The organism is Dactylosporangium sp. CA-139066, from assembly GCF_050936175.1.
In the GTDB taxonomy this organism is placed as follows: domain Bacteria; phylum Actinomycetota; class Actinomycetes; order Mycobacteriales; family Micromonosporaceae; genus Dactylosporangium.
This window is the reverse complement of sequence record NZ_JBNJNH010000001.1, coordinates 9657156-9674813: the sequence shown is the minus strand read 5'-3', so window position 1 is coordinate 9674813 and position 17658 is coordinate 9657156. Positions and strand designations below refer to the sequence as shown.

Here is a 17658-nt window from a genome sequence, read left to right as displayed (position 1 = left end):
CATCGCTGGGTCGACGGCCACGAACGGCCGTAGGTCCCGCCTGCCGGTCGACGGCGGGGGTGGGGGCGGCAGGACCGTCGCCGGCGGCGGGATTCGCGCCGCGCCGGCCTTGTCGATGCTCACAGCGCACTCGAAAAGGCCGAGACGGTCAGCAGCTCCCGCTCGGCGGGGTCGAATAGCCGCCTCATGACGCTGTCCAGCATCGACATGGTCTCCGGGTCGGGGTCGACCAGCGGCGTGTCGAGGCGGACGTAGGCGAGGTCGAGCATGCCGTCCTGGATCTCGCCGGCGGTGATGGTGGTCATCGGTCTCTCCTGTCGGTGCGGTGGACGATCCAGCCGCGCTCGGCGAGCGCGTCGCAGATGGCACGGGCGTCCCAGGCGTGGCCGGCCCGGTCAGCGGCGGCCACCTGCGGGTCGCCGGCGTAGTTCTCGTCGCCGCACGACTGCTCGTGCAGCACCCGGGCGATCAGGTGCTCGACGTCGGCGCGCGGCACCTCGCCCGGGCGGAGGTCGTCGGCGGCGGATCGGGGGCGGGGCACGAACGGCTCATCGCACGGCATCGGCGGCCTCCCGGCAGGTGTGGGCCCGGTGCTGCTCGCAGGCGTCATGGCCGCACGGGCAGACGAACCGGGCGCGGTCGTTGCGGAGACAGCCGCAGTTGAGCCGGGGAGGCTCCGGTTCGACGAGGTCGAAGAACTCGCCGAGCCAGCGGAGAGCGCGGCGCAGAATGGTGGTCATCGATGCCCCCTCGGCTCGATCCGGCGCGGGGCGCGCAGTGGGCGGGCGGGTCCGGACTGGCCCTTGACCGGCGCCCGGTGCGGCTTGGCGCCGAGGTCGGCACTGTGGTCGGTCGGGCAGCCGCCCGGCTCGTCGGCGAAGATCAGCCCGCAGCAGGCGAAGCCGTGCGACGTTCGGCCGCAGTGGCGGCACGGCTCGGCGTTCACCGGTCACCGCCGGATGCCTCGGAGGCCGGGTTCTCCCAGGTCGGCCGGGCATCCCCTTTGAGGGCGCCGTCGCCGCTGTCACCGCCCCCAAAGCCCGGGCCAAAGCCGGGCCGGGCTTCGACCTTCGGCGGCGGCCCGTCGACCGCCGCGAACACGCGGCGCAGGCCGGCCTCGAGCTGCGCGTCGGTCCACACGTCGGTGACGTTGACGCACTCGTCGTCGATCGGGTGCGGGTCCTGGCCGTACTGGCAGCGGACGATGCGGGGCTCAGTCACGGTCACCATCCCCGGTCGGCGGCCAGTGCCCCCAGATCTCGTACATCCGCTCGTCGCCGAGGGTGCAGCAGAGCTTGCCGACGCGCTGCATCTCGGCGTTGAGTCCGTCAGGGGTCTTCGCCGAGGCGACCTCCCGGAGAAAGACCGAGATCAGCTCCGTGGCGGCGCCGAGACCGTTCGCGCCGAGGATCGGGCAGGGCGCCCAGTGGCGAGCGCACCACTGGTCGTTGCCCTTGACGCCGGAGAGGGCGACCGGGAACTGGTCGAACCAGGCCGTCGGGCCGATGGGCTGCTCAGTCATGCCGCCTCGCCCTCGGCCGACCGGGTGCCCCACACCTCGTAGGCGCGGCCCGGGATCAGCACGAGGCCAACGTCAGCGGGCGGGTTGCAGCGTCCGCCACGCCGGTGCCGGTCGAAGGCCTCGACGCCGGTGCCCACGAAGTTGTGGCAGGTGCCGCAGTGCGTGGTGTTCGACCCGGACCAGCGGGTGCCGCAGCGGCACGAGTGCGGCAGGTCCTCGAATGCGCGGGTGCCGGCGGCGGTGAAGTTCGCGGGGGTCGTGGTCGTCATCGGGAGTCTCCTTCGGGCTGCGCGGGAATGGGGGTTGCTTGGCCGCGGACCACCGTGGCCGTTTCTCGCGTCCTGGCTCGGCGTGCGGGCCGGGAATCGCTATCTGAGGACCGGTGGTGGGCATGCCGCTGGGCCGGTTCGAGCGGGCGTGGCTTTGCGGGGTCCGTCAGCCGACCGCTTCGGCCCGAAAACGCGCCGGGCGTGGGTCGGGTCACCAAACGCGTCCCCGGGAGCGCTGAGGCCGTCACGCCGCCACCGTCCCGTCGACCGTCCGAGCCCCCGCGAAAGCTGCGATCCGCTCCACCGCGAGCGGACGGAACGAGGCGGCCAGCACACCCGCATCCGCCTCCGACAGACCCGCGAACCGGGCCGCCTCGGCCGCGCACGCCGCCATCAGCCCGTCGAGCAACGGACCGAGCTGCCCGGCAAGCCGGCCCGCCAGGTTCTGCGCCGCCGTCTCCAGGCCCACACGGATGATGTCCAGGCCCAGCTTCTCCGCCGCCGCCTGTGCCTTGTCGTACTGCTCCAAGATCGCGTTCGGCCCGGCTTTCGACTTCCGCTCGAACTCCGCCGCCGTCCCCGTGCGCAGCCGCTCCCCGTCCTCCCCATCCGGCGAGCGGCGGTCCGTCTCCGACTCGACACCCCAGAACAGCGCCTCCGCCGGCAGGGCGTTCACCAACTCGCGCAGGTGCGCCACCTCGCCCATCCGGAACGCGTACTGCTCCAGCAGCCCCTCCAGCGGGTGAATGTGCCGGGGCACCGAATAGCGGGCGGCCGTCGCGGCAAGCTCAGCGCGTTCGGCCGCGATCACGTGGGACGGAAGGTTCCCACCGTGGCGCTCGCAGGGTCCGCGACCCAGGTGTGACGTGCCCTGACCGGCCGTCCACGTACAGAAGCCCTCCTCGCGTTTCTTCTTCGCCCCGCACAGCGGACGCCCGTCCGGCCAGCGCCTCGACCGCTCTCCGACATACCGATCCCCACCTCCCTCGCGGATCGGACCGCCCCCCACCTCGCTCACGACGAAGCGCCCCCGAGGTCGAGCTGCCCGGCCCGCTCAGCCAGCCGCGCCCGCCGCAGGTCCTCGGCCTCCCGCAGCGACGCCGCGATCACCTCCGGCTTCAGCAGCCCCAGCTTCGCGACCAGCTCGGCGTTGCGCCGGCGCCGCTCCTCGGCCTGCTCGCGGGCGAGCCGGTCCACGTCCTCGGCCCGACGCCCCGGACAGGCGTCGGCGGGATGCGATTGCCGGATCGTCTTGTTGACGAGGTGCTGCGGGCACGCCTCACCGACCTTCAGCGCGGCCTGGTCGACAAGCCCGCACGGCGCCTTCGGGCACGGGCAGCCGTCCTCGATCTCAGTGCCGGACCATGCCCGGCCGATGTGCCAGGCGGTCATGACAGCTCCCGCAGGCCGTACGCCGGCTCGGTGAGGGCCGCCCGCTCGTCCTCGGTGCGCTGCCGGGCGGCGCGGTGCTCGGGTGCCTCGGCGTTCGCGCGCGCCGGCCACGTCTGGTGCTGGGCAGCGGCGTACTCGCGCTTGCAGTCGTCGGTGTGGGTCCAGGCAGCCCAGCCCATCGCTGGGCCGCAGCCGTGGCGTTCGCAGTCGGGGCGCGGGTCTCGAGGGTCGGGCATCGGTTCTCCTTCGGGTTTGTGGTGCCAGGGACGGGCGGGTCAGGCTGCTTCGCGCTGCTGCTGGACCTGGTGAAGCAGTTCGTTGATGTGAGCCCGGGCGTGGTCGTAGGCGTGGCTGCTGTCGAGCCACGAGGGAGTGGCTTGGAATTCGCGGGCGACGGTGGCCATGGCCCAGAGGCGGGTGCCAGCGGGTACGGCGCGGAGGCCGTTGCGGGGCGCCCGGCCGCGCTGGGGGCCGACGAGCCAGCCGATGAGGGGTTTCGCCATGACGTAGACGGTTTCGGCGTGGCATTCGTCGCTGTGACCGAGGAGCGCGACGGCAGCTTCCAGGACCGCGGTGAGCCGGGGCTCGGCGTTGGTGAATTCGTCCCAGGTCGGCATCATGCGGCACCCCTGGGGCGCTCAATCCAGTCTCGCGTCTTGGCCGCCTGGGCGGCGATCTCCTCTGTGGTTGGCCCCGGCTCGCCGGGGTACGTGATGTGCCAGAACGTGGAGTCGTTGTCGGCCGCCTCGATCTCGGCTTCGCTGAGGACTCCGGCAACGATCCGGCGGTATGGCCGGACGTCGGGATTGGCGAGGGCGTCGCCGTTGGAGTCGGTGTCGCATTCGTCGACGGTGAGCCAGCCGAGGACGGGCCGGGTGAAGTGTTCGCCGTTGGCTGTGACGTAGTGCGCTTCCATGCCTGTCGGGCATGGCTGGAAGGCGGCGATGACGTCGGTGGTGGTGCTCATCGGGGTTCTCCTCCGGGGCGGGGACTTTTCTCGCACTTTTCTCGCACTTTTCTCGCGGCGTGGAGATCGCGAAATCTGGCCTTTGACCTGCGGTTTTGCTGAGGGTCCGGACCTTCTATCGCTTTTCTCGCTTCTGCGCAGGGGTGAGAGTGTGGGTATGGATCATGGGGTGAGGCGTAGGGGGTGTGAGCTGGTAATATATATATCTATCTATATTAAAAACCACCTCTATTATCGCGAGGGCCTTGATCCACACCCGCACCCCTTCGTTAGCGCAAAAGCGAGAAAAGCGAGAAAAGTCGAGCGATCTTGCGTTTCCCCAGGTCGCAGCCTCGCGAAGGCCAAAACTTTTCTCGCAGCGACGGCGAGAAAAGTGCGAGAAAAGGTCCCCCGCCAGAGCCCTACGCGGCATCGTCATCGCCCGTCCTGGGCTTGACGCCACCCCGGCAGACCGCCCACCCCGGCCGTCCGCGCGTGGGCACCTGCTCCAGCGAGTAGTTGCCCGTCTCCATGAGCTCGCCGATCCACCGCGACATCGCAGCCTTCGACGCCTTGTTCATGAACACCCGCCTGTTGATCTCACTGCGCAGCGCGTAACCGAACTCGGCGTTGTCGACGTACTCCTTGATCCGGCCCGCCTCCTCCGACAGGCCCGACGCCTTTCCCGCCGCCAGGAAGTGCTCGATCGACCACTCGCCGATCGTGATCGCGTCCTCCATCACCTGCTCCGACAGTTCGTCGTCGGTCGACAGGCCGGCGGCCAGGTGCAGCAGCGCCGCCACCCGCATCACACGCGCCAGATGCTTCGACCCCCACGCCGCCGCAGCGAGCAGGTCACCGGACGCCGGGTGCAGCCGCCCCTCGAACTCGCGCTCGTACTCCCGGTGCCGCTTGAACGCCGCCCGGGTCAGGTCGATCGTCGGAGCGTCCTCAGTCGGGGTGTCGCCGATGACGTCGTACTCGACGATCGACGCGATCAGCCCCGACCACCAGTCGCGGCCCGACCGGTCCGGGCGCTCCGCCGGCAGGTCCTTGTAGTAGGTGGCCGGGCGTTCCTCACGCTGGCCGATCAGGTCGCCGGGGATCGACACCAGGAACCGGTTGATGACGCCCGCGTCGACCATCGCATGGTCGCGGAGCATGTCGGCGATGATTCCCGGCTGTGGGGCGATGACCAGCGACAGCGCGGCCCGGTCGATCGGCTCCGAGTTCCGGGTGATCCGGGCCGGGGCGTAGGAGCGGCAGTCGTAGCCAACGAGGACCAGACCCAGGTTGCCGGTCTTCCCGCCGTTGTACATGCCGCCCAACATGCGCAGGAACGTGCCCTCGTCATCGACGATCGCGCCGGCCCCGCCGTTGGCGGCGAGCTTCGCCGCCAACGCCTCGACGCTGATGTCACCGTCGAACATGATCTGCGGCGCGGGTGGCGGCTCGGTGCGCAGCTTCTCGGCCTCGGACTCCTTGGCCTTCGCCTGCGTCCGGAATGCCTCACGGGCCCCGGCCGCCGTCGGCGCGGTGGCGTTCGCCTGCCGGTACAGCTGCTCCGCCTCGTGTTCGAGTCCGGCGATCCGCTCACCGAGGCGCTGCTGGTGCCGCTCGGTGAGCAGTTTGAGCGCCTTCCGAGCGCCGCGGCGCAGCTCCTCGATGGTCGGCGACTTCCCGGCGCCGGACGGCAGTCCGCAGCAGGTGTACAGGTTGCACGGCTGGGTCCAGTCGAGGTCGCGCCGGACAATGATCCGGGGTCCGGCAACAGCGCCGAGCATCCCGAGCATGGTGAGCGCGACCAGGTCGACGGGGACCTGTTTGCGTACGGCGAGGTCGTGGCAGTAGGCCCGCATCGGCTCGGGGAGCGTCTGCGTCGGGAAGCGGCGCGCGTACCCGCGTCCGGCAACGAACGGGGTGGCGCCGAGTCCCATGACCGGCTCAGCCGGGAGCGTGGCCGGCGGGTTGACGCGGTCGGCGAGCCGCTCGGAGAGGTGGATGACGTTGCTGCCCCGGCCCTCCCACTCCGCTTCGTCGGCGTCCCAGAGTCCCTCGGTGTACGTCACGCCGCCTCCCGTCCGCCGTAGCCGAGCCGCCGGAGCTCGCGGGCGGCCTCGGCGAAGTGGTGAGCGCTGGTGCCCCCGAAGTTGAGCAGCGTGTAGGCGCCGAACTTCGTCATCGGCGTGTTCTGCGGAAACTCGGTGGCGTCGGTGAACACCCACAGCCGGTCCCGGGCGGGGTCGCGGCCGGTGGTAGCGGAGATGCCGCCGCGCCGGTCTTTGCCGGGCCGCACCCAGTAGCGGGCGTGGCCGTGTTCATAGGCGAACGTCCAGCCGTGGGGCTCGAGGATGTCGGCCCAGTCGACCTGCTGTTCGTAGTCGATGCCCGGGTTGCCGGTGCCGGCCGCCAGGGGGCGGCGCGGAACGGCCGGGGCCACCGGCGCGGCGGGAGCGATGGCGGGCCAGACGTCGGTGAGGTTGTCGGCGAGGTTCGCGAGGCTGTACCGGCGGCCGGTGTCCTCGACGATCCGGCAGGGCCGCTCGGTGCCGGTCTTGCGGTTGACGGTGCCGGGGACGCGCAGGATGCGGGACAGGTCCCCGACGTTGCCGTACGTGTACCCGTGCCGGGCGGATACGGCGGCGATGACCTGCTGCCACCGGTCGGTGAACGCGGCGGCCCGCTCGTGGTCGCGGATCGGCGCCGGCTCGGCGAGCAGCCACCAGGCGTACATGCCGCCGCCGGAGTGCACCCACAGGGACGGGGTGAGCAGCCCGCTGTCGTCGATGAGGTCGCGGACGGCTGCCTCGTCGGGCGGCAGGGGTTTGGTGGTCTTGTGGCCGGGCCCGGCGATGTCGAGGTCCGCGGCGACGCCTGGCAGGGCGGCCGAGTCGTGGTCGCTGCCGCGGCCTTTGCGGGGCGGGGCGACGAGCGTGGTGGTACGGGTGTAGATGCCGGCGGCGCCGGCCTGGTCGAGGCGGGTGATGCGGTCGGTGGCGCGGCCTGCCCAGCCGGGGTCGGCGGTGTCGTAGGTGCGGCCCCGGAACCGGTCGAGGTCGGAGCCGATCCACACCTGACCAGTGCTGCGTCCGTGGAGCGTGGTGAGCCAGTCGTGGACGGCTTGCTGGTCGTAGAGGCTGCAGATCTGGTCGGTGATGGTGGTGGTCACGGCGCACCTCCCGGCCAGCCGCAGTCGCAAGCGGCGCGTCCGTCCTTGCCGACGATGCGGTGCCAGCCATGGAACGGACACGGCTGGATCAGGTCGGTCCCGGGTGCGTGTTTGACGAGTCCCCACCCGTAGCTGCTGTAGCCGCGGCCGAGGGCGCGGATGGAGTCGTGGGCGCCGCAGGCGAGGCACCGGCCGACGCGGAGCCGCGCGTCGAGGGGCTCGACGAGGTTCTGCCGGTTGGAGCCGGGACAGGTCGACGGCGGCGCCTGCCAGCGGGGCGAGAAGACGAGCGGCGGGAGCCCGGCGGGAACATCGTCCTGGCCGGCGCCGAGTGCCCGTCCGACGCAGGTGCCGCAGACGGGCTCGCCGGGCGGCAGGTCGTCGACGAGCCACAGGGGTCCGCGGTCGTCGCTGGTCTGGGCGAACGGTCCGCACCAGTAGTTGTAGGTGGTCCACGGCCCGCGCCCATGACTGGCGGGGTTGTCGATGGCCGACCGGACGCGATGCCAGCGACTGTTGCCCCGGCCGCGGACGTACCGGGGTGCGGTCGTCAGAGCGGTCTGGCCGTACCAGTTGCCGCCGCTGGTGGTGACGGGGGGCAGGAGCGCGACGGGCATCAGGCGGCCCCCTCGAACAGGTCGAGCGCAAGCTGCCCGCCGGCGTCCTCGCCGATGTCGCCGAGCCGGCGGTACCAGTCGAGGGCGAACGTCAGGCAGTTGGCTTCGTTGATGTGGGTGGCGGACCCGCAGCGTGTCGGTGTGCGCCGCCCGTCGTAGGACCAGGCCATGGAGTCGGCGCTGGCGAGGTGATGCCCGTACCGGGCGAGCCCGGACGTCTTGACCCCGAACCCGTGCAGGGCCAGGCCGAGGTTCGACAGGGCGGCGAAGATGGCCTCGATCTCGCCGGTGGCCTGCCGCCGGCAGACGGACCCGACGCCGACGACGGGATAGTCCCGCAGGCGGATGCCGGCCGTCTCGTAGAGGTCGACGCAGCGCAGGTAGTCGTCGAGGGTCCAGCCCTGCAGGACGGGCATGAACGGGCAGAACTCGGGGTCGCGGGTGTGCGCAGCGTCGGGCCGGCCCCACAGTGCCTGCAGGTCGGCGTCTTCGGCGTCCCACCACAGGTCGCGGAGCAGCCTGAAGTTGGCGACGGTGCGCTGCTGGTGTTCGGCGACGGTGAGCCCGGTCTTGGCGAGCATGAACGGCTCGACCATCCAGTCCTGGGGGGCCGCCCACTCCAGCCGGCCGATCTCGCGGTCGTAGCGGCGTACGGCGGCCACGTACTCCTGCGGGGTGGTGCGCCATTCGCCGTACAGGGACAGTTCGGAGAACCCGCCGGAGTCGAGGGCCCAGCTGGTGCGGGCGCGGGGCAGCGCGGTACGCCCGGCGAGGCGCCGGTGGGAGATGAACAGCGGGATGGGCTGCCCGTCGCGGTCGCGGGGCGGGAGGGTCAGCCAGTGCGGCATGTGGACGCCGAGGTAGAAGGTGCCGTTCACGCGCCCACCACCGCCAGGTGCCGCACCGGCTTGCCCTGGACGCCGGCCAGCGTCCCGCCGCACCACGCCGCCCCGTCGGTGTCGATGCGGGCCGTTATGCGTCCGCAGCGCACGCACATGCGCACCCGATAGTCGCCCTGGTCGGGGCACTGCGGGCGCGAGCGTTCGGAGCAGACGGGCCCGTCGAGGCCGTGCCCGTGCCCGGCGGGCCGCAGCGGCTGGACCTCCGGCGGCGGGTTGTGGGCGCAGACCGGGCCGCCCGCGGTGAGACGCGACTCGGAGCCGTGGGGGCAGCGGCCGATGGTGCGCGGGTTGCGCAGCTGGACAGTGGTGGCTACCTGGGTCATCACGCCACCAGCCCGTCGAATAGGTCGAGCGCCTCTTGGCCGTCGGTCCGCGGCGGTGATGCGGATCGACGAGTCGTACGACGTCGCAGCGCGGGTGGAGGCGGGCCCACAGCGACGGCCTTGCGCACCCGTGCCCAGGTACCGAACGTCTGGACAAGGCCGTTGCAGTGCGGGCAGGGGAACGGCCTCGGTGGCGGTTTGGGGAGCCGATCGTGTTCCTGCTTCGCCAGTAGTTCGAGGTTCTCGATGCGATTGTCGGTCTTGATCTCGTTCTTGTGGTGGACGACCTCATCGGGAAGGAGAATCCGGCCGAGGTGCTCAGCCATCACGAGTCGGTGCTCGAGGAGATATCCCGTCTTCTGGGCCATCGGGTGATTCGGCATCCAGATCGCCACGTAGCCACGGGGGGTGATGTGCCGATAAGAGGTGGATTTGCGATTTCGGGCGACGTATCGGTTCGAGCACGTTTTTCCACAGAACCGGTTGCGCCGCTGCGCGAGCCGACGATCCTTCTCCGACTTGATGTGACTGAAGTCGAGCGGTTTGGAGCACTCTTCGCAGGCGCGGATCGCCACCGTAGTGGTCATGCGCTCACCCGCCCCACGAGGCGCAGGTGCTGCATGTCGGCCCGCTGCCGCCACACGTTCTCGGGCACGGACCCTTCGACGCCGCACGTGGCGCAGGCCTCCATGCGGGCCAGGTGTCGCAGGCGGGCGTCGGGACAGGGCATGAGGTCGTTCGCACCGAGGCGGGTGGTGCCGGGGGCGGTCATGCGGCGCCGCCGTGGCAGCAGGTGCAGCGCGCCGCGGTCCGTTCGGGCTGGCCAACGGGTGTGAGGTCCGACCAGTTCTCGACCGCGTCATGTCCGTCGTCGGTGCGCACGTAGAGGGCGTTGGTGCCGAACCCGCCGGTGACGGTGCCGACCCAGCCGGCGCGGCGCGGACCGGGCGGGTAACCCGGGTAGCCGTGCAGCTGGACGCGGTCACCGGCCTGGTATGGCGACTTGGGCGGCACGGGCGGGTAGGTAGTCATGCCGCCTGCTTCTGCGGCAGCCGCATCGAACGCATCGTCGATACGGAGCGGGGGCCGACGCCGAGCAGTCCTGCCAGCTCTTCGACGGGCCGGTCGTGCATGCGGCGTACGACTTCAAGCTTCTCCCGCCACGGAAGCTTGACATCGGCCCCGGCGGCGAACTGCTGGATGAGCCGGTTGTCGGCGGCCGGGTCGGAGTCGTCGACGGGCGGCAGGATGCACGGCAAGGCGTCGGGGTCATCGATGGTGTCGTCATCCCAGGCGAGCGGTGGCAGCCATCCGCGGCTCTTCGCGCGGGCACGGGCGGCGTCACCGGCGGGCCCGGCGACAGGCCGCATCGACTCGCGTTCGTACAGGGCGGCGACCGCTGCCGCGGTGCGGGCCAGCACCATGGCGGCGTACGGCTGCGAGCCGCGGCTGACGAGGTTGCAGAAGTTCTGCGCGGTCCAGCCGATTGCCTCGCCGACGGCGGAGACGGTCCAGCCGATCGCGCAGAGAGCCTGGGCGCGCCGGACAGTGCCTGATGCCTCGACGTGGGCGCTGGGGGCGTGGTCGAGGCCGACGGCGAGGATGCGTTCGGCGATGTCGTAGCGGGTCGTCTTCGGCGGCGGGGTGCCGCGCTCCTTCCGCCCGCGGAGCAGGGTCCGCAGGACGGAGCGGTTCACGCCGGACAATTCGGCGACCCGGCGCGCGCCGATGCCGGCCGCGGCGAGCGAGCGGAGGTGGACGCGGACGGGCTCGGCGTCGTGGCGCCAGGTGCCGGCGGTGATCCGCTTCTGCCGGTTGATGCGGTATTCGGAGACGGCGAATGCGCAGGTGTAGCAGCGGCAGCCTTCAAGCTTGTAGCGGGCGTAGCCGTGGGGTCGTTCGGTGATGGTCAAGGTGTGCTCCCGCTTTGCTCGGGGGCAACGTCCCTGACATCGATCAGAATCTTGGTATGATCGGCGGGAAGTTGCCGGTGAGGGTGTCTTCGGAGAGCCGACTCGTCACGAGAGTCGGCTTTCGCCCTTCCGGGCGCGGGAGTTCAGGCGGCGGCGAGCCGCGCTTCGAGCTCGGCGATGCGGGCTTCGAGCTCCGCGAATCGTTCGTGGGTTTTCTTGCGAGGCCGGGTCCTGTTGGCGGCGTTCGCGGCGGCGGTGTTTCGGCTGCGCTCCTCGGGGCTGGCGTCTGCCCAGCGCTTGAGCGCGATCGCGCGCATCGCCTCGGAGATGTTGCTGTCGGCCATGGCTACCCTTTCGGGGTCGGTCCACCGCCGGGCGCGCGTTGCCGCTATGTTGATACGGCGACGCGTGCCCTGACGGGTGGGTGTTGTGGACGGCCGGTTGGGGGTTGCTTACCAGGGCTGACCCCGCCGGCCGTTTCTATAGCTGCGGTCGTACCGGCTGCGGAATTTTCGTGCATTCCTTCCGCGAGCGGTACGTGCAGCGTACCTCATCCGTGAGCCTTTGTGGCACTTGAACATGTCGCGAAAGCTCACGTGGTCAGGTGCCGTCAGCGGCGGCTTCCTCCGGCGCGGCCGGCCGCCACGGCGCCAGCACCTCCCACCCGCCGTCCAGCAGCCACACCTCAGACCGTTCGGCGCGCCCGCCGTACTGGGCGGCCAGATGCCGGGCGTCGGCCTCGTTGACGCCCTTCACCGGGCCGTGGTCGGGCAGCACGGCCCGCCAGCGTGGCCGGACGTCGGCAAAGTAGCGGAGCTCGCCGAGGAGCACCTGCGTCGGATCGTTGAGGTCGATGTCCATCAGGCCGCCCCCACGCCGGGATGCCGCCGGCGCCACTCCCGCAGGCATGCTGTGGACAGTTCAGCGGCGCCCCGCGGGTCGGCGACCACCCGCGGGGCGAGGGGTTCGCCGGGGGTGGCGCGGACGACCCGCCGGATCGTGTCGGTGACGGCCGCCGCGAACACCCCTTCCGGCATCCGGTCGGCCTCGGCGACGATCGCCAGCCAGGTGGCGTGCGGGTCCTCGACGGCCGTCACGAGCGCTCCGCGTAAGGGCTGGCCGCAACTTCGGTGCCGTCGTCAAGCGTGGTGATGGTGTAGTCGGCGAAGACGTTCGGCGCAACCCGCTGCAGCGCACGCAGGGCGAGAATCGCAACCTCGCGGATCTCCACGTCGGCGTGGACGGTGGCGCGCAGGTCAATGAAGTGTCGCCACGCCCGGTAGTTCCCCGTCACGACGATCTTCGTCTCGGCCATGTTCGGCAGCACCGCCCGGGCCGCCTGTCGGGCCTGCTTGCGCCGGGATGTTCCCGCCGGCACGCCGCGATCGCCGAGCAGCTCTTCCGCGCGTTTCGTCATCTCCTCGTAGGCGTCCATCGCCTGTTCGGCTGCGACGGCCAGAATCTCGGCCGCGTGGGAATCGTCACCGAACAGGGGCGGCAGCACCATCGCGGTGTCAGCCGCGGGCACGTACCGCTGGGACAGCTGCGAGTACGAGAAGTGCCGGTGGCGTACGAGCTCGTGGGAGAACGACCGCGAGACGCCGGTGAACCGCATGGTCACGGTGCCGTGTTCGAGGACCGACAGATGCCCGACCTCGAGGATGTGCGCGAGGTAGCCGGCGTTCGTCGCTGTGGCCGGGTTCGGTTTCGACCAGGATTGGTAGCAGTCGCGGCCGGCGAACTCGGCGAGGGCTTCGCCGCCGCGGGCGTCGGTCCGCCAGCCGGTTTCCGCCTCGGCGACCTCGGCGTCGAACCAGGTGAACGCGAGTACCTTCACGGCGGGCTTGGCGGTCTTCACGCGCCCACCCCCACGCTGAGGAGCCCCCGGACGAACGATCCGATGGACCGGGCGATCTCGTCGACCGGCCGGGTCGCGTCGAGGACCAGATACCGTCCGGGCGCCTCGGCGACAAGCTCGAGGTATGCGCCGCGGACCCGCCGGTGGAAGTCGAGGTTCTCCTGCTCGAGCCGGTCGGTGGCACCGCGTCGGGCGGCCCGGGCAAGTCCGACGGCGGGATCGATGTCGAGGAGCACGGTGAGGTCGGGAACCAGCCCGCCGGCCGCCCACGCGGACACGGCGGCGATCCAGTCGCGGTCCATGCCCCGCCCGGCAGCCTGGTAGGCGATCGACGAGTCCGCCCAGCGGTCGGAGATGACGGTGCGGCCGGCGGCGAGGGCGGGCCGGACCACCTCGGCGACGTGCTGGGCCCGGTCCGCGGCGTACAGCAGCGCCTCGGCGCGGTCGTCGACGGTCCCGGGCTCGCCGTCCAGGACGAGCTGGCGCACCGTCTGCCCGAGCGCTGTGCCGCCGGGCTGGCGGGTGACGAGCACGTCGTGGTTGAGGGCGCGTTCGAGGAGCTTGATCTGGGTGCTCTTGCCCGCCCCCTCGCCGCCCTCGAACGCGATCAATATTCCGGTCATGCGGCGGCCAGCCTTTCTTGCCGTGCGGCGTGGTAGAGGGTCAGGTTGCGGCAGTTCTTGCCGCAGAACCGGGCCTTCGCCCGGTTGCGGGTGATGATCGGGTCGCCGCACCGTTCGCAGCTGTCGGCGGGCTGCCCGTCGCCGTCGTAGACGCGGCCGGCCCGGATGACCCCGACCGGCGGGCGGACGGCGGCGTCGGCGTCACATGCGGCCTTGACCGGGCAGCCGGCGCAGTAGCGGAGCGCGGCCCGGGCGCGCGCAACCCCGGCGGCGTTGTCGACGCCGGGGCTGTATGTGGGCGAGTCCCACATGGCCGGGTCGGTGCCGCGGCACACGGCGAGGAGCCGCCATTCCTGGCTCATGCTGCGGCCCGCCCAGCTTCGGCGCGCCGCGCGCGGTGGTAATAGACGGTGCTGACTGAGACGCCGGCGAGTGCTGCAACTTGCGGACCGGACAGGCCGGTGGTGTCGAGGACTGCGATCAGCTGCGCCGTCTGCGCAGTCTCGGCGACGATCGCCGGTGCTGGTCCGCCGGCCGCCATCCGGGCGGCGCGGCGCCGGGCGACGGTGCGTTGGGAGCAGCCGACGCGGCGGGCGATTTCGGCGCCGGCTAGGCCTTGCTGGTCGAGTTGGGCGATGGCGGCGTCGCGTTCGGCGGTGGTGAGTTTCAGGTGGTCGCCCCAGGTGGCGCGCAGGACGGCGACCTCGTCGAGGTCGCGGGTGCGGTACCAGCCGACTCCCTGAGCGGCGCGGACTTGGCGCCGTCGGGACGGGGTCTGGAAGGTGGTGGTCATCGCGTTGCTCCGGTGAGGCGCGCTTCGGCTTGGTGGAGTCGCCGACGGCAGCCGCCCCGGTCGGCGCACATCCAGATGGCGCGCCACGGGGCGGGCTGCTCGTCGGCGGGTGGGACGGTGAGGCGGAGTCCGCGGCTGGAGCCGCACCAGGCGCAGTTCACCGGACCGCCACGTGCTCGGGGCAGTCGTCGAGGGGGCAGCCGTGCAGGCAGGGGCCGCACGCCCGATCGACGCAGTGCTCGCCGGTGTCGTCGGTCTCGCACAGCTCGGGGTCGCAGACGCATTCGGGGCAGCGGGTCATGGCCGCACCTCGCTACGCACCTCGTTGAACTCGCGCCAGTTCGCGGCGTCCATCTGCTGACGGGCCCAGGCGTCCAGCGCCCCATTGGCGAGCCCGGCTCGAATCTCCGTTGCCCGGTCGTGCTCCCCGGCGGCTTCGTGGACGCGGGCGATGTAATCCAGCGCGACCGCCTCAGGCAGGTAGCCGCCTTCGGGGACACATCCGTACGAGCAGCGCATGGCCCGGGTAAGGCCCCACAACCTGCAGATCAAAGGCCTGACCTCATATGCCGAGCAGCGCTTGAAGATGGTCAGCGCCGGGCAGGGCATGACCGGGTCGCGCATTGTCCGGCGCGGGATCGTCACGCCGGCGACCTGGATAATCCGCCGCCGCTCGACGCCGGTCATGTCGATGTTCGTGCAGGAGTCGTGGCAGCGGCCCCGGCACTCGATCGCCGGCAGCTCGGCGTAGATGGCGTCGAGCGCCTCCTGGACGCTCACAACGCCACCCCCGCGGGCTGCTGGTCGGCGTCGAGGTACCGCCACTCGACCCGGGTCACGACCGTGCCGGGCGTGCACCGCATGTGCTCGCAGAAGAAGTCGACGAACGCGGCGCCCGTCATCTCCGGGAAGCCCTCCAGTGCCGTCTCGCCCGGGCTGATCGAGTCGAGCGGCTCCCGGCGGACGGCGACGACCTCGACCTCGGCGATCCGGACCAGCGGTTCCACGGTGCCGTCGGCGCGTTTGCGGCCCATCACCTTCCTGCAGAGCGTGAGCTTGGTGCCAGGCTTCAGGGTTGCCCAGCCGAGGCGCCGGGTCACGGTCTTGCGGCGGGCATGCACGGCGTCCTCGGTGAGGGCGACCGACATGAGGCGGCTCACGCTTCCACCACCATGACGGGGAACGCTCCGGATGTGGATTGGTCGACGCCCCATTCCATCCACCATGGCGTCCCGTCGGCCTCGTCGCAGCCTGCGCACCCGGTCGTCGGGGTGGCGGCGCAGTCGTGAGTCGGCGGGTCAGCGAGGACCGCCCACGTCGTGGAAATGTCGAATTGGCTGCGGCCCCAGATGTCGTGCCGGTGGAACGCGGACTGGGCGGCGCCTTCGTCGTGGTGGCCGAGGGCGACCATGCCGCCGTCGTCGCCGATGAACGAGACCTGGATGCCGTCGTAGTCGGTGAAGACGTCCGTCTCGCGGGCGGTCAGGACCGCGGGGAAGGTGCTCATGCCGCCACCGCCTCACGCGCCGGGAACTGCCGGATTCGTAGGTCGTCAGGCCAGAACGTCCAGTCGCCGCCCTTCTTGTCGGTCCGCGACACCAGCTGCCCGCCCCACGACGTGTCCGACGCCCAGACCGCGCCGAGCTGCTTGACGAACACGGCCGTGCCCGCCTCGCGGGCCATCGCGATCAGCTCCCGGAGCCAGCCGAGGTCGAGCGGGCGCGATCCGGATCCGGACTCGCCCCCGAGAATCAGCCAGTCGATGCCGGTCAGGTCCAGCGACGCCAGCGGGCCCAGCAGCGGTTCGGCGGAGATGAATCGGATGGCCGCCGGGGTGTTCCGCAGCGCGTCAGCGCGCCCGGTGTGCTTGTCCAGCTCGATGCTGGTGCCCAGCCAGACGTTCGGCAGCGGCCACGGCGCCGTGTGGTACGTCGACTTCACGCCCGGGATGTACGTCGGGCTGTGCGGGGTTGCGGCCCAGTCCATCGCGGACCGGAAGTGCACGCCCGGCGCGTGCCCCGCGCCGCAGTCGCACAGGTCGGTAAGGATGCGGGCCATCCGCTCGGGCCGCTTCGTCAGGATCTGGTAGGTGTGCTGCGGCGTGGCCGCCATGACCGCCCAGAACCGGGCCAGGAACTCGCGCGACACCCGGGCATGCCCAAGATCGGACATCGAATTCACAAACACGGTTCGCGGGTCCCGCCAACGCAGCGGCTCGGCAAGCACGTCCGGGTGTAGCGTCAGGCCGAATCCGGGGCCAGAGGTGCGCGGGTCGCCGTCGTTCTGGTACTTCGCCTGGCCCATACCCTTCAGGCGCTTCGCCATGGTCAGGGCGTAGCAGTTGTCACAGCCGGCGGAAATCCGGTCGCAGCCGGTCGTCGGGTTCAGTGTCGCCGCGATCGTGCCGGGCCGGTGCGTCCACTCGATGCTGGTGTTGGTCGCCATGTGCCATGCTCCTTGTCAAGGTCAGGTGGCCTCCGCGTGCGCCGCGATAGCTCGGCGGAGGCCATCGGCTTACGTCAGGCTGCTTCCTTGTCCTCGCGCGGCCGGACCGGCTGGATCGCGCCGACGCACCCGAGCAGATCGATGGTGGGGATCGTGAGCATGGTGGCTCCTCTCAGGAGTTGGTCTGGCGGCGGATCAGCGCCGCCCGGAGTTCGGCGCGGCGCGTGACGCCAAGGGCCCGGTACGCCTGCCGCAGCTGGGTTTTGACCGTGTTGACGGACACGTGCCGCTCCCGGGCGATCTGCGGGGCGGTGAGTCCGGCCGCGGCCATGTATGCGGCCCGCAGGACTCTCGGGGTGAGGCGGGGAGTGGCGGCGTCCACCCTGGCGAGCTGGTCGTGGAGTTTGCCGATCTCGTCGACCCGGCTGGCAATCGCGGCCCGGACCTCGGCGGCCGTCAGCAGCGCCGTCACGCCGCCGCCTCGACGGCCAACTGTGCCTCCTCGACGATTTCGTCAGGCGTCCACACAGTTGCCGGCGGCGTCTTCGTCGGCCGCTCCTTCGGGCCCGTCACCAGCCAGTACGCGACGCCCTGCCGACCTGGCCGGTACGCCAGGATCGGCAACGCCGAGACGCGTTCCGCGATCCGGAGGAACTCGTTCCACTCCGCGGGCCCGCATGCTCCGGCGCCGGACATCTTGCACTGGACGAACAGCACCTGCCCGGTCTTGATCGCAACCAGATCGGTGGCGCCAAGGCTGCCCGCAGCCCGTACGACGACATAGCCGTCTGCGGCGAGCTCGCGGGCAACCTTGCGTTCGAACGCGGAGCCGCGGGCCTTGTTGGTGCGGTTCTTCGACCGGTCGACGGTCTTCTCCAGCACGTCG

35 protein-coding genes are annotated in these 17658 nt (G+C 71.2%); all 35 read right to left on the bottom strand.

Features of this window, described 5'->3' with window-relative positions; all coding sequences use genetic code 11:
* Positions 1-119: 119 nt before the first annotated feature.
* The 35 genes from ACQEVU_RS44370 to ACQEVU_RS44200 all read right to left on the bottom strand — a co-directional run bounded on the left by ACQEVU_RS44370 (position 120) and on the right by ACQEVU_RS44200 (position 17654).
* A complete protein-coding gene (locus ACQEVU_RS44370; protein WP_433334722.1) occupies positions 120-305 on the bottom strand; it encodes a hypothetical protein in 186 nt (61 codons plus the stop codon).
* Positions 302-562, bottom strand: coding sequence for a hypothetical protein (locus ACQEVU_RS44365; RefSeq protein WP_433334720.1), 261 nt, complete (start codon positions 560-562; stop codon positions 302-304). Before ACQEVU_RS44365 ends, ACQEVU_RS44370 begins: the two co-directional genes overlap by 4 nt.
* Entirely contained in the window at positions 549-740 is a 192-nt protein-coding gene (locus tag ACQEVU_RS44360; protein ID WP_433334718.1) for a hypothetical protein, read from the bottom strand. Before ACQEVU_RS44360 ends, ACQEVU_RS44365 begins: the two co-directional genes overlap by 14 nt.
* Positions 737-946 carry a hypothetical protein gene (locus ACQEVU_RS44355; RefSeq protein ID WP_433334716.1) on the bottom strand — a complete coding sequence of 70 codons (210 nt, stop codon included), beginning with the start codon at positions 944-946 and terminating at the stop codon, positions 737-739. The genes ACQEVU_RS44360 and ACQEVU_RS44355 overlap by 4 nt, the downstream gene beginning before the upstream one ends.
* Entirely contained in the window at positions 943-1221 is a 279-nt protein-coding gene (locus tag ACQEVU_RS44350; protein WP_433334714.1) for a hypothetical protein, read from the bottom strand. Before ACQEVU_RS44350 ends, ACQEVU_RS44355 begins: the two co-directional genes overlap by 4 nt.
* Positions 1214-1522 carry a hypothetical protein gene (locus tag ACQEVU_RS44345; RefSeq protein ID WP_433334712.1) on the bottom strand — a complete coding sequence of 103 codons (309 nt, stop codon included), beginning with the start codon at positions 1520-1522 and terminating at the stop codon, positions 1214-1216. Before ACQEVU_RS44345 ends, ACQEVU_RS44350 begins: the two co-directional genes overlap by 8 nt.
* Entirely contained in the window at positions 1519-1791 is a 273-nt protein-coding gene (locus ACQEVU_RS44340) for a hypothetical protein (RefSeq protein WP_433334710.1), read from the bottom strand. The genes ACQEVU_RS44345 and ACQEVU_RS44340 overlap by 4 nt, the downstream gene beginning before the upstream one ends.
* Positions 1792-2035: 244 nt before the next feature.
* Positions 2036-2602, bottom strand: a complete 567-nt coding sequence (locus ACQEVU_RS44335; protein ID WP_433334708.1) for a hypothetical protein — start codon at positions 2600-2602, stop codon at positions 2036-2038.
* Positions 2603-2805: 203 nt separating this feature from the next.
* On the bottom strand, positions 2806-3183 hold the full coding sequence (locus ACQEVU_RS44330; protein WP_433334706.1) for a hypothetical protein: 378 nt from the start codon (positions 3181-3183) through the stop codon (positions 2806-2808).
* On the bottom strand, positions 3180-3419 hold the full coding sequence (locus ACQEVU_RS44325) for a hypothetical protein (RefSeq protein WP_433334704.1): 240 nt from the start codon (positions 3417-3419) through the stop codon (positions 3180-3182). The genes ACQEVU_RS44330 and ACQEVU_RS44325 overlap by 4 nt, the downstream gene beginning before the upstream one ends.
* Positions 3420-3458: 39 nt before the next feature.
* The gene (locus ACQEVU_RS44320; protein WP_433334702.1) at positions 3459-3803 is read right to left on the bottom strand and encodes a hypothetical protein; all 345 of its coding nucleotides are present in this window, start codon (positions 3801-3803) and stop codon (positions 3459-3461) included.
* Positions 3800-4150 (bottom strand): hypothetical protein, encoded by a 351-nt coding sequence (locus ACQEVU_RS44315; RefSeq protein WP_433334700.1) that lies wholly within the window; start codon positions 4148-4150, stop codon positions 3800-3802. Before ACQEVU_RS44315 ends, ACQEVU_RS44320 begins: the two co-directional genes overlap by 4 nt.
* A 401-nt stretch (positions 4151-4551) precedes the next feature.
* Positions 4552-6198: a DUF3987 domain-containing protein gene (locus ACQEVU_RS44310; RefSeq protein WP_433334698.1), complete on the bottom strand. Its 1647-nt coding sequence runs from the start codon at positions 6196-6198 to the stop codon at positions 4552-4554.
* The gene (locus tag ACQEVU_RS44305) at positions 6195-7298 is read right to left on the bottom strand and encodes a hypothetical protein (RefSeq protein ID WP_433334696.1); all 1104 of its coding nucleotides are present in this window, start codon (positions 7296-7298) and stop codon (positions 6195-6197) included. The genes ACQEVU_RS44310 and ACQEVU_RS44305 overlap by 4 nt, the downstream gene beginning before the upstream one ends.
* Positions 7295-7915, bottom strand: coding sequence for a hypothetical protein (locus ACQEVU_RS44300; RefSeq protein ID WP_433334694.1), 621 nt, complete (start codon positions 7913-7915; stop codon positions 7295-7297). Before ACQEVU_RS44300 ends, ACQEVU_RS44305 begins: the two co-directional genes overlap by 4 nt.
* Positions 7915-8793, bottom strand: a complete 879-nt coding sequence (locus tag ACQEVU_RS44295) for a DUF7221 family queuine tRNA-ribosyltransferase-like protein (protein WP_433334692.1) — start codon at positions 8791-8793, stop codon at positions 7915-7917. The genes ACQEVU_RS44300 and ACQEVU_RS44295 overlap by 1 nt, the downstream gene beginning before the upstream one ends.
* Positions 8790-9140, bottom strand: coding sequence for a hypothetical protein (locus tag ACQEVU_RS44290; RefSeq protein ID WP_433334690.1), 351 nt, complete (start codon positions 9138-9140; stop codon positions 8790-8792). Before ACQEVU_RS44290 ends, ACQEVU_RS44295 begins: the two co-directional genes overlap by 4 nt.
* A complete protein-coding gene (locus ACQEVU_RS44285; RefSeq protein WP_433334688.1) occupies positions 9140-9727 on the bottom strand; it encodes an HNH endonuclease signature motif containing protein in 588 nt (195 codons plus the stop codon). The genes ACQEVU_RS44290 and ACQEVU_RS44285 overlap by 1 nt, the downstream gene beginning before the upstream one ends.
* The gene (locus tag ACQEVU_RS44280; RefSeq protein ID WP_433334686.1) at positions 9724-9912 is read right to left on the bottom strand and encodes a hypothetical protein; all 189 of its coding nucleotides are present in this window, start codon (positions 9910-9912) and stop codon (positions 9724-9726) included. The genes ACQEVU_RS44285 and ACQEVU_RS44280 overlap by 4 nt, the downstream gene beginning before the upstream one ends.
* Positions 9909-10172: a hypothetical protein gene (locus ACQEVU_RS44275; RefSeq protein WP_433334684.1), complete on the bottom strand. Its 264-nt coding sequence runs from the start codon at positions 10170-10172 to the stop codon at positions 9909-9911. Before ACQEVU_RS44275 ends, ACQEVU_RS44280 begins: the two co-directional genes overlap by 4 nt.
* Complete coding sequence (locus ACQEVU_RS44270) at positions 10169-11053, bottom strand: hypothetical protein (protein ID WP_433334682.1); 885 nt, start codon at positions 11051-11053, stop codon at positions 10169-10171. The genes ACQEVU_RS44275 and ACQEVU_RS44270 overlap by 4 nt, the downstream gene beginning before the upstream one ends.
* Before the next feature lie 143 nt (positions 11054-11196).
* Positions 11197-11397: a hypothetical protein gene (locus ACQEVU_RS44265; RefSeq protein WP_433334680.1), complete on the bottom strand. Its 201-nt coding sequence runs from the start codon at positions 11395-11397 to the stop codon at positions 11197-11199.
* Between the two features lie 256 nt (positions 11398-11653).
* Complete coding sequence (locus tag ACQEVU_RS44260) at positions 11654-11914, bottom strand: hypothetical protein (RefSeq protein WP_433334678.1); 261 nt, start codon at positions 11912-11914, stop codon at positions 11654-11656.
* Entirely contained in the window at positions 11914-12150 is a 237-nt protein-coding gene (locus tag ACQEVU_RS44255; protein ID WP_433334676.1) for a hypothetical protein, read from the bottom strand. Before ACQEVU_RS44255 ends, ACQEVU_RS44260 begins: the two co-directional genes overlap by 1 nt.
* Positions 12147-12911, bottom strand: a complete 765-nt coding sequence (gene thyX, locus ACQEVU_RS44250) for an FAD-dependent thymidylate synthase (protein ID WP_433334674.1) — start codon at positions 12909-12911, stop codon at positions 12147-12149. The genes ACQEVU_RS44255 and thyX overlap by 4 nt, the downstream gene beginning before the upstream one ends.
* Positions 12908-13534 carry a dTMP kinase gene (gene tmk, locus ACQEVU_RS44245; protein ID WP_433334673.1) on the bottom strand — a complete coding sequence of 209 codons (627 nt, stop codon included), beginning with the start codon at positions 13532-13534 and terminating at the stop codon, positions 12908-12910. The genes thyX and tmk overlap by 4 nt, the downstream gene beginning before the upstream one ends.
* On the bottom strand, positions 13531-13896 hold the full coding sequence (locus ACQEVU_RS44240; RefSeq protein ID WP_433334671.1) for a WhiB family transcriptional regulator: 366 nt from the start codon (positions 13894-13896) through the stop codon (positions 13531-13533). The genes tmk and ACQEVU_RS44240 overlap by 4 nt, the downstream gene beginning before the upstream one ends.
* Positions 13893-14327, bottom strand: coding sequence for a hypothetical protein (locus tag ACQEVU_RS44235; protein WP_433334669.1), 435 nt, complete (start codon positions 14325-14327; stop codon positions 13893-13895). The genes ACQEVU_RS44240 and ACQEVU_RS44235 overlap by 4 nt, the downstream gene beginning before the upstream one ends.
* Positions 14328-14484: 157 nt before the next feature.
* Entirely contained in the window at positions 14485-14628 is a 144-nt protein-coding gene (locus ACQEVU_RS44230) for a hypothetical protein (RefSeq protein ID WP_433334667.1), read from the bottom strand.
* Positions 14625-15107 carry a YkgJ family cysteine cluster protein gene (locus ACQEVU_RS44225; RefSeq protein WP_433334665.1) on the bottom strand — a complete coding sequence of 161 codons (483 nt, stop codon included), beginning with the start codon at positions 15105-15107 and terminating at the stop codon, positions 14625-14627. The genes ACQEVU_RS44230 and ACQEVU_RS44225 overlap by 4 nt, the downstream gene beginning before the upstream one ends.
* The gene (locus ACQEVU_RS44220; RefSeq protein ID WP_433334663.1) at positions 15104-15487 is read right to left on the bottom strand and encodes a hypothetical protein; all 384 of its coding nucleotides are present in this window, start codon (positions 15485-15487) and stop codon (positions 15104-15106) included. The genes ACQEVU_RS44225 and ACQEVU_RS44220 overlap by 4 nt, the downstream gene beginning before the upstream one ends.
* Entirely contained in the window at positions 15484-15834 is a 351-nt protein-coding gene (locus ACQEVU_RS44215) for a hypothetical protein (RefSeq protein WP_433334661.1), read from the bottom strand. Before ACQEVU_RS44215 ends, ACQEVU_RS44220 begins: the two co-directional genes overlap by 4 nt.
* Positions 15831-16772 carry a DUF5131 family protein gene (locus tag ACQEVU_RS44210; RefSeq protein WP_433334659.1) on the bottom strand — a complete coding sequence of 314 codons (942 nt, stop codon included), beginning with the start codon at positions 16770-16772 and terminating at the stop codon, positions 15831-15833. Before ACQEVU_RS44210 ends, ACQEVU_RS44215 begins: the two co-directional genes overlap by 4 nt.
* Before the next feature lie 172 nt (positions 16773-16944).
* Positions 16945-17244, bottom strand: coding sequence for a response regulator transcription factor (locus ACQEVU_RS44205; RefSeq protein WP_433334657.1), 300 nt, complete (start codon positions 17242-17244; stop codon positions 16945-16947).
* Positions 17241-17654, bottom strand: a complete 414-nt coding sequence (locus ACQEVU_RS44200; RefSeq protein ID WP_433334655.1) for a hypothetical protein — start codon at positions 17652-17654, stop codon at positions 17241-17243. Before ACQEVU_RS44200 ends, ACQEVU_RS44205 begins: the two co-directional genes overlap by 4 nt.
* Positions 17655-17658: the final 4 nt, after the last annotated feature.

What these genes read in the sequence shown, in the direction of transcription:
- ACQEVU_RS44290 (WP_433334690.1), bottom strand. Translation starts at nt 9,140, where the DNA reads ATGACCCAGGTAGCCACCACTGTCCAGCTGCGCAACCCGCGCACCATC.
- ACQEVU_RS44340 (WP_433334710.1), bottom strand. Translation starts at nt 1,791, where the DNA reads ATGACGACCACGACCCCCGCGAACTTCACCGCCGCCGGCACCCGCGCA.
- ACQEVU_RS44260 (WP_433334678.1), bottom strand. Translation starts at nt 11,914, where the DNA reads ATGGACATCGACCTCAACGATCCGACGCAGGTGCTCCTCGGCGAGCTC.
- ACQEVU_RS44240 (WP_433334671.1), bottom strand. Translation starts at nt 13,896, where the DNA reads ATGAGCCAGGAATGGCGGCTCCTCGCCGTGTGCCGCGGCACCGACCCG.
- tmk (WP_433334673.1), bottom strand. Translation starts at nt 13,534, where the DNA reads ATGACCGGAATATTGATCGCGTTCGAGGGCGGCGAGGGGGCGGGCAAG.
- ACQEVU_RS44235 (WP_433334669.1), bottom strand. Translation starts at nt 14,327, where the DNA reads ATGACCACCACCTTCCAGACCCCGTCCCGACGGCGCCAAGTCCGCGCC.
- ACQEVU_RS44285 (WP_433334688.1), bottom strand. Translation starts at nt 9,727, where the DNA reads ATGACCACTACGGTGGCGATCCGCGCCTGCGAAGAGTGCTCCAAACCG.
- ACQEVU_RS44320 (WP_433334702.1), bottom strand. Translation starts at nt 3,803, where the DNA reads ATGATGCCGACCTGGGACGAATTCACCAACGCCGAGCCCCGGCTCACC.
- ACQEVU_RS44230 (WP_433334667.1), bottom strand. Translation starts at nt 14,628, where the DNA reads ATGACCCGCTGCCCCGAATGCGTCTGCGACCCCGAGCTGTGCGAGACC.
- ACQEVU_RS44280 (WP_433334686.1), bottom strand. Translation starts at nt 9,912, where the DNA reads ATGACCGCCCCCGGCACCACCCGCCTCGGTGCGAACGACCTCATGCCC.
- ACQEVU_RS44215 (WP_433334661.1), bottom strand. Translation starts at nt 15,834, where the DNA reads ATGAGCACCTTCCCCGCGGTCCTGACCGCCCGCGAGACGGACGTCTTC.
- ACQEVU_RS44370 (WP_433334722.1), bottom strand. Translation starts at nt 305, where the DNA reads ATGACCACCATCACCGCCGGCGAGATCCAGGACGGCATGCTCGACCTC.
- ACQEVU_RS44325 (WP_433334704.1), bottom strand. Translation starts at nt 3,419, where the DNA reads ATGCCCGACCCTCGAGACCCGCGCCCCGACTGCGAACGCCACGGCTGC.
- ACQEVU_RS44345 (WP_433334712.1), bottom strand. Translation starts at nt 1,522, where the DNA reads ATGACTGAGCAGCCCATCGGCCCGACGGCCTGGTTCGACCAGTTCCCG.
- ACQEVU_RS44275 (WP_433334684.1), bottom strand. Translation starts at nt 10,172, where the DNA reads ATGACTACCTACCCGCCCGTGCCGCCCAAGTCGCCATACCAGGCCGGT.
- ACQEVU_RS44365 (WP_433334720.1), bottom strand. Translation starts at nt 562, where the DNA reads ATGCCGTGCGATGAGCCGTTCGTGCCCCGCCCCCGATCCGCCGCCGAC.
- ACQEVU_RS44360 (WP_433334718.1), bottom strand. Translation starts at nt 740, where the DNA reads ATGACCACCATTCTGCGCCGCGCTCTCCGCTGGCTCGGCGAGTTCTTC.
- ACQEVU_RS44265 (WP_433334680.1), bottom strand. Translation starts at nt 11,397, where the DNA reads ATGGCCGACAGCAACATCTCCGAGGCGATGCGCGCGATCGCGCTCAAG.
- ACQEVU_RS44330 (WP_433334706.1), bottom strand. Translation starts at nt 3,183, where the DNA reads ATGACCGCCTGGCACATCGGCCGGGCATGGTCCGGCACTGAGATCGAG.
- ACQEVU_RS44300 (WP_433334694.1), bottom strand. Translation starts at nt 7,915, where the DNA reads ATGCCCGTCGCGCTCCTGCCCCCCGTCACCACCAGCGGCGGCAACTGG.
- ACQEVU_RS44210 (WP_433334659.1), bottom strand. Translation starts at nt 16,772, where the DNA reads ATGGCGACCAACACCAGCATCGAGTGGACGCACCGGCCCGGCACGATC.
- ACQEVU_RS44315 (WP_433334700.1), bottom strand. Translation starts at nt 4,150, where the DNA reads ATGAGCACCACCACCGACGTCATCGCCGCCTTCCAGCCATGCCCGACA.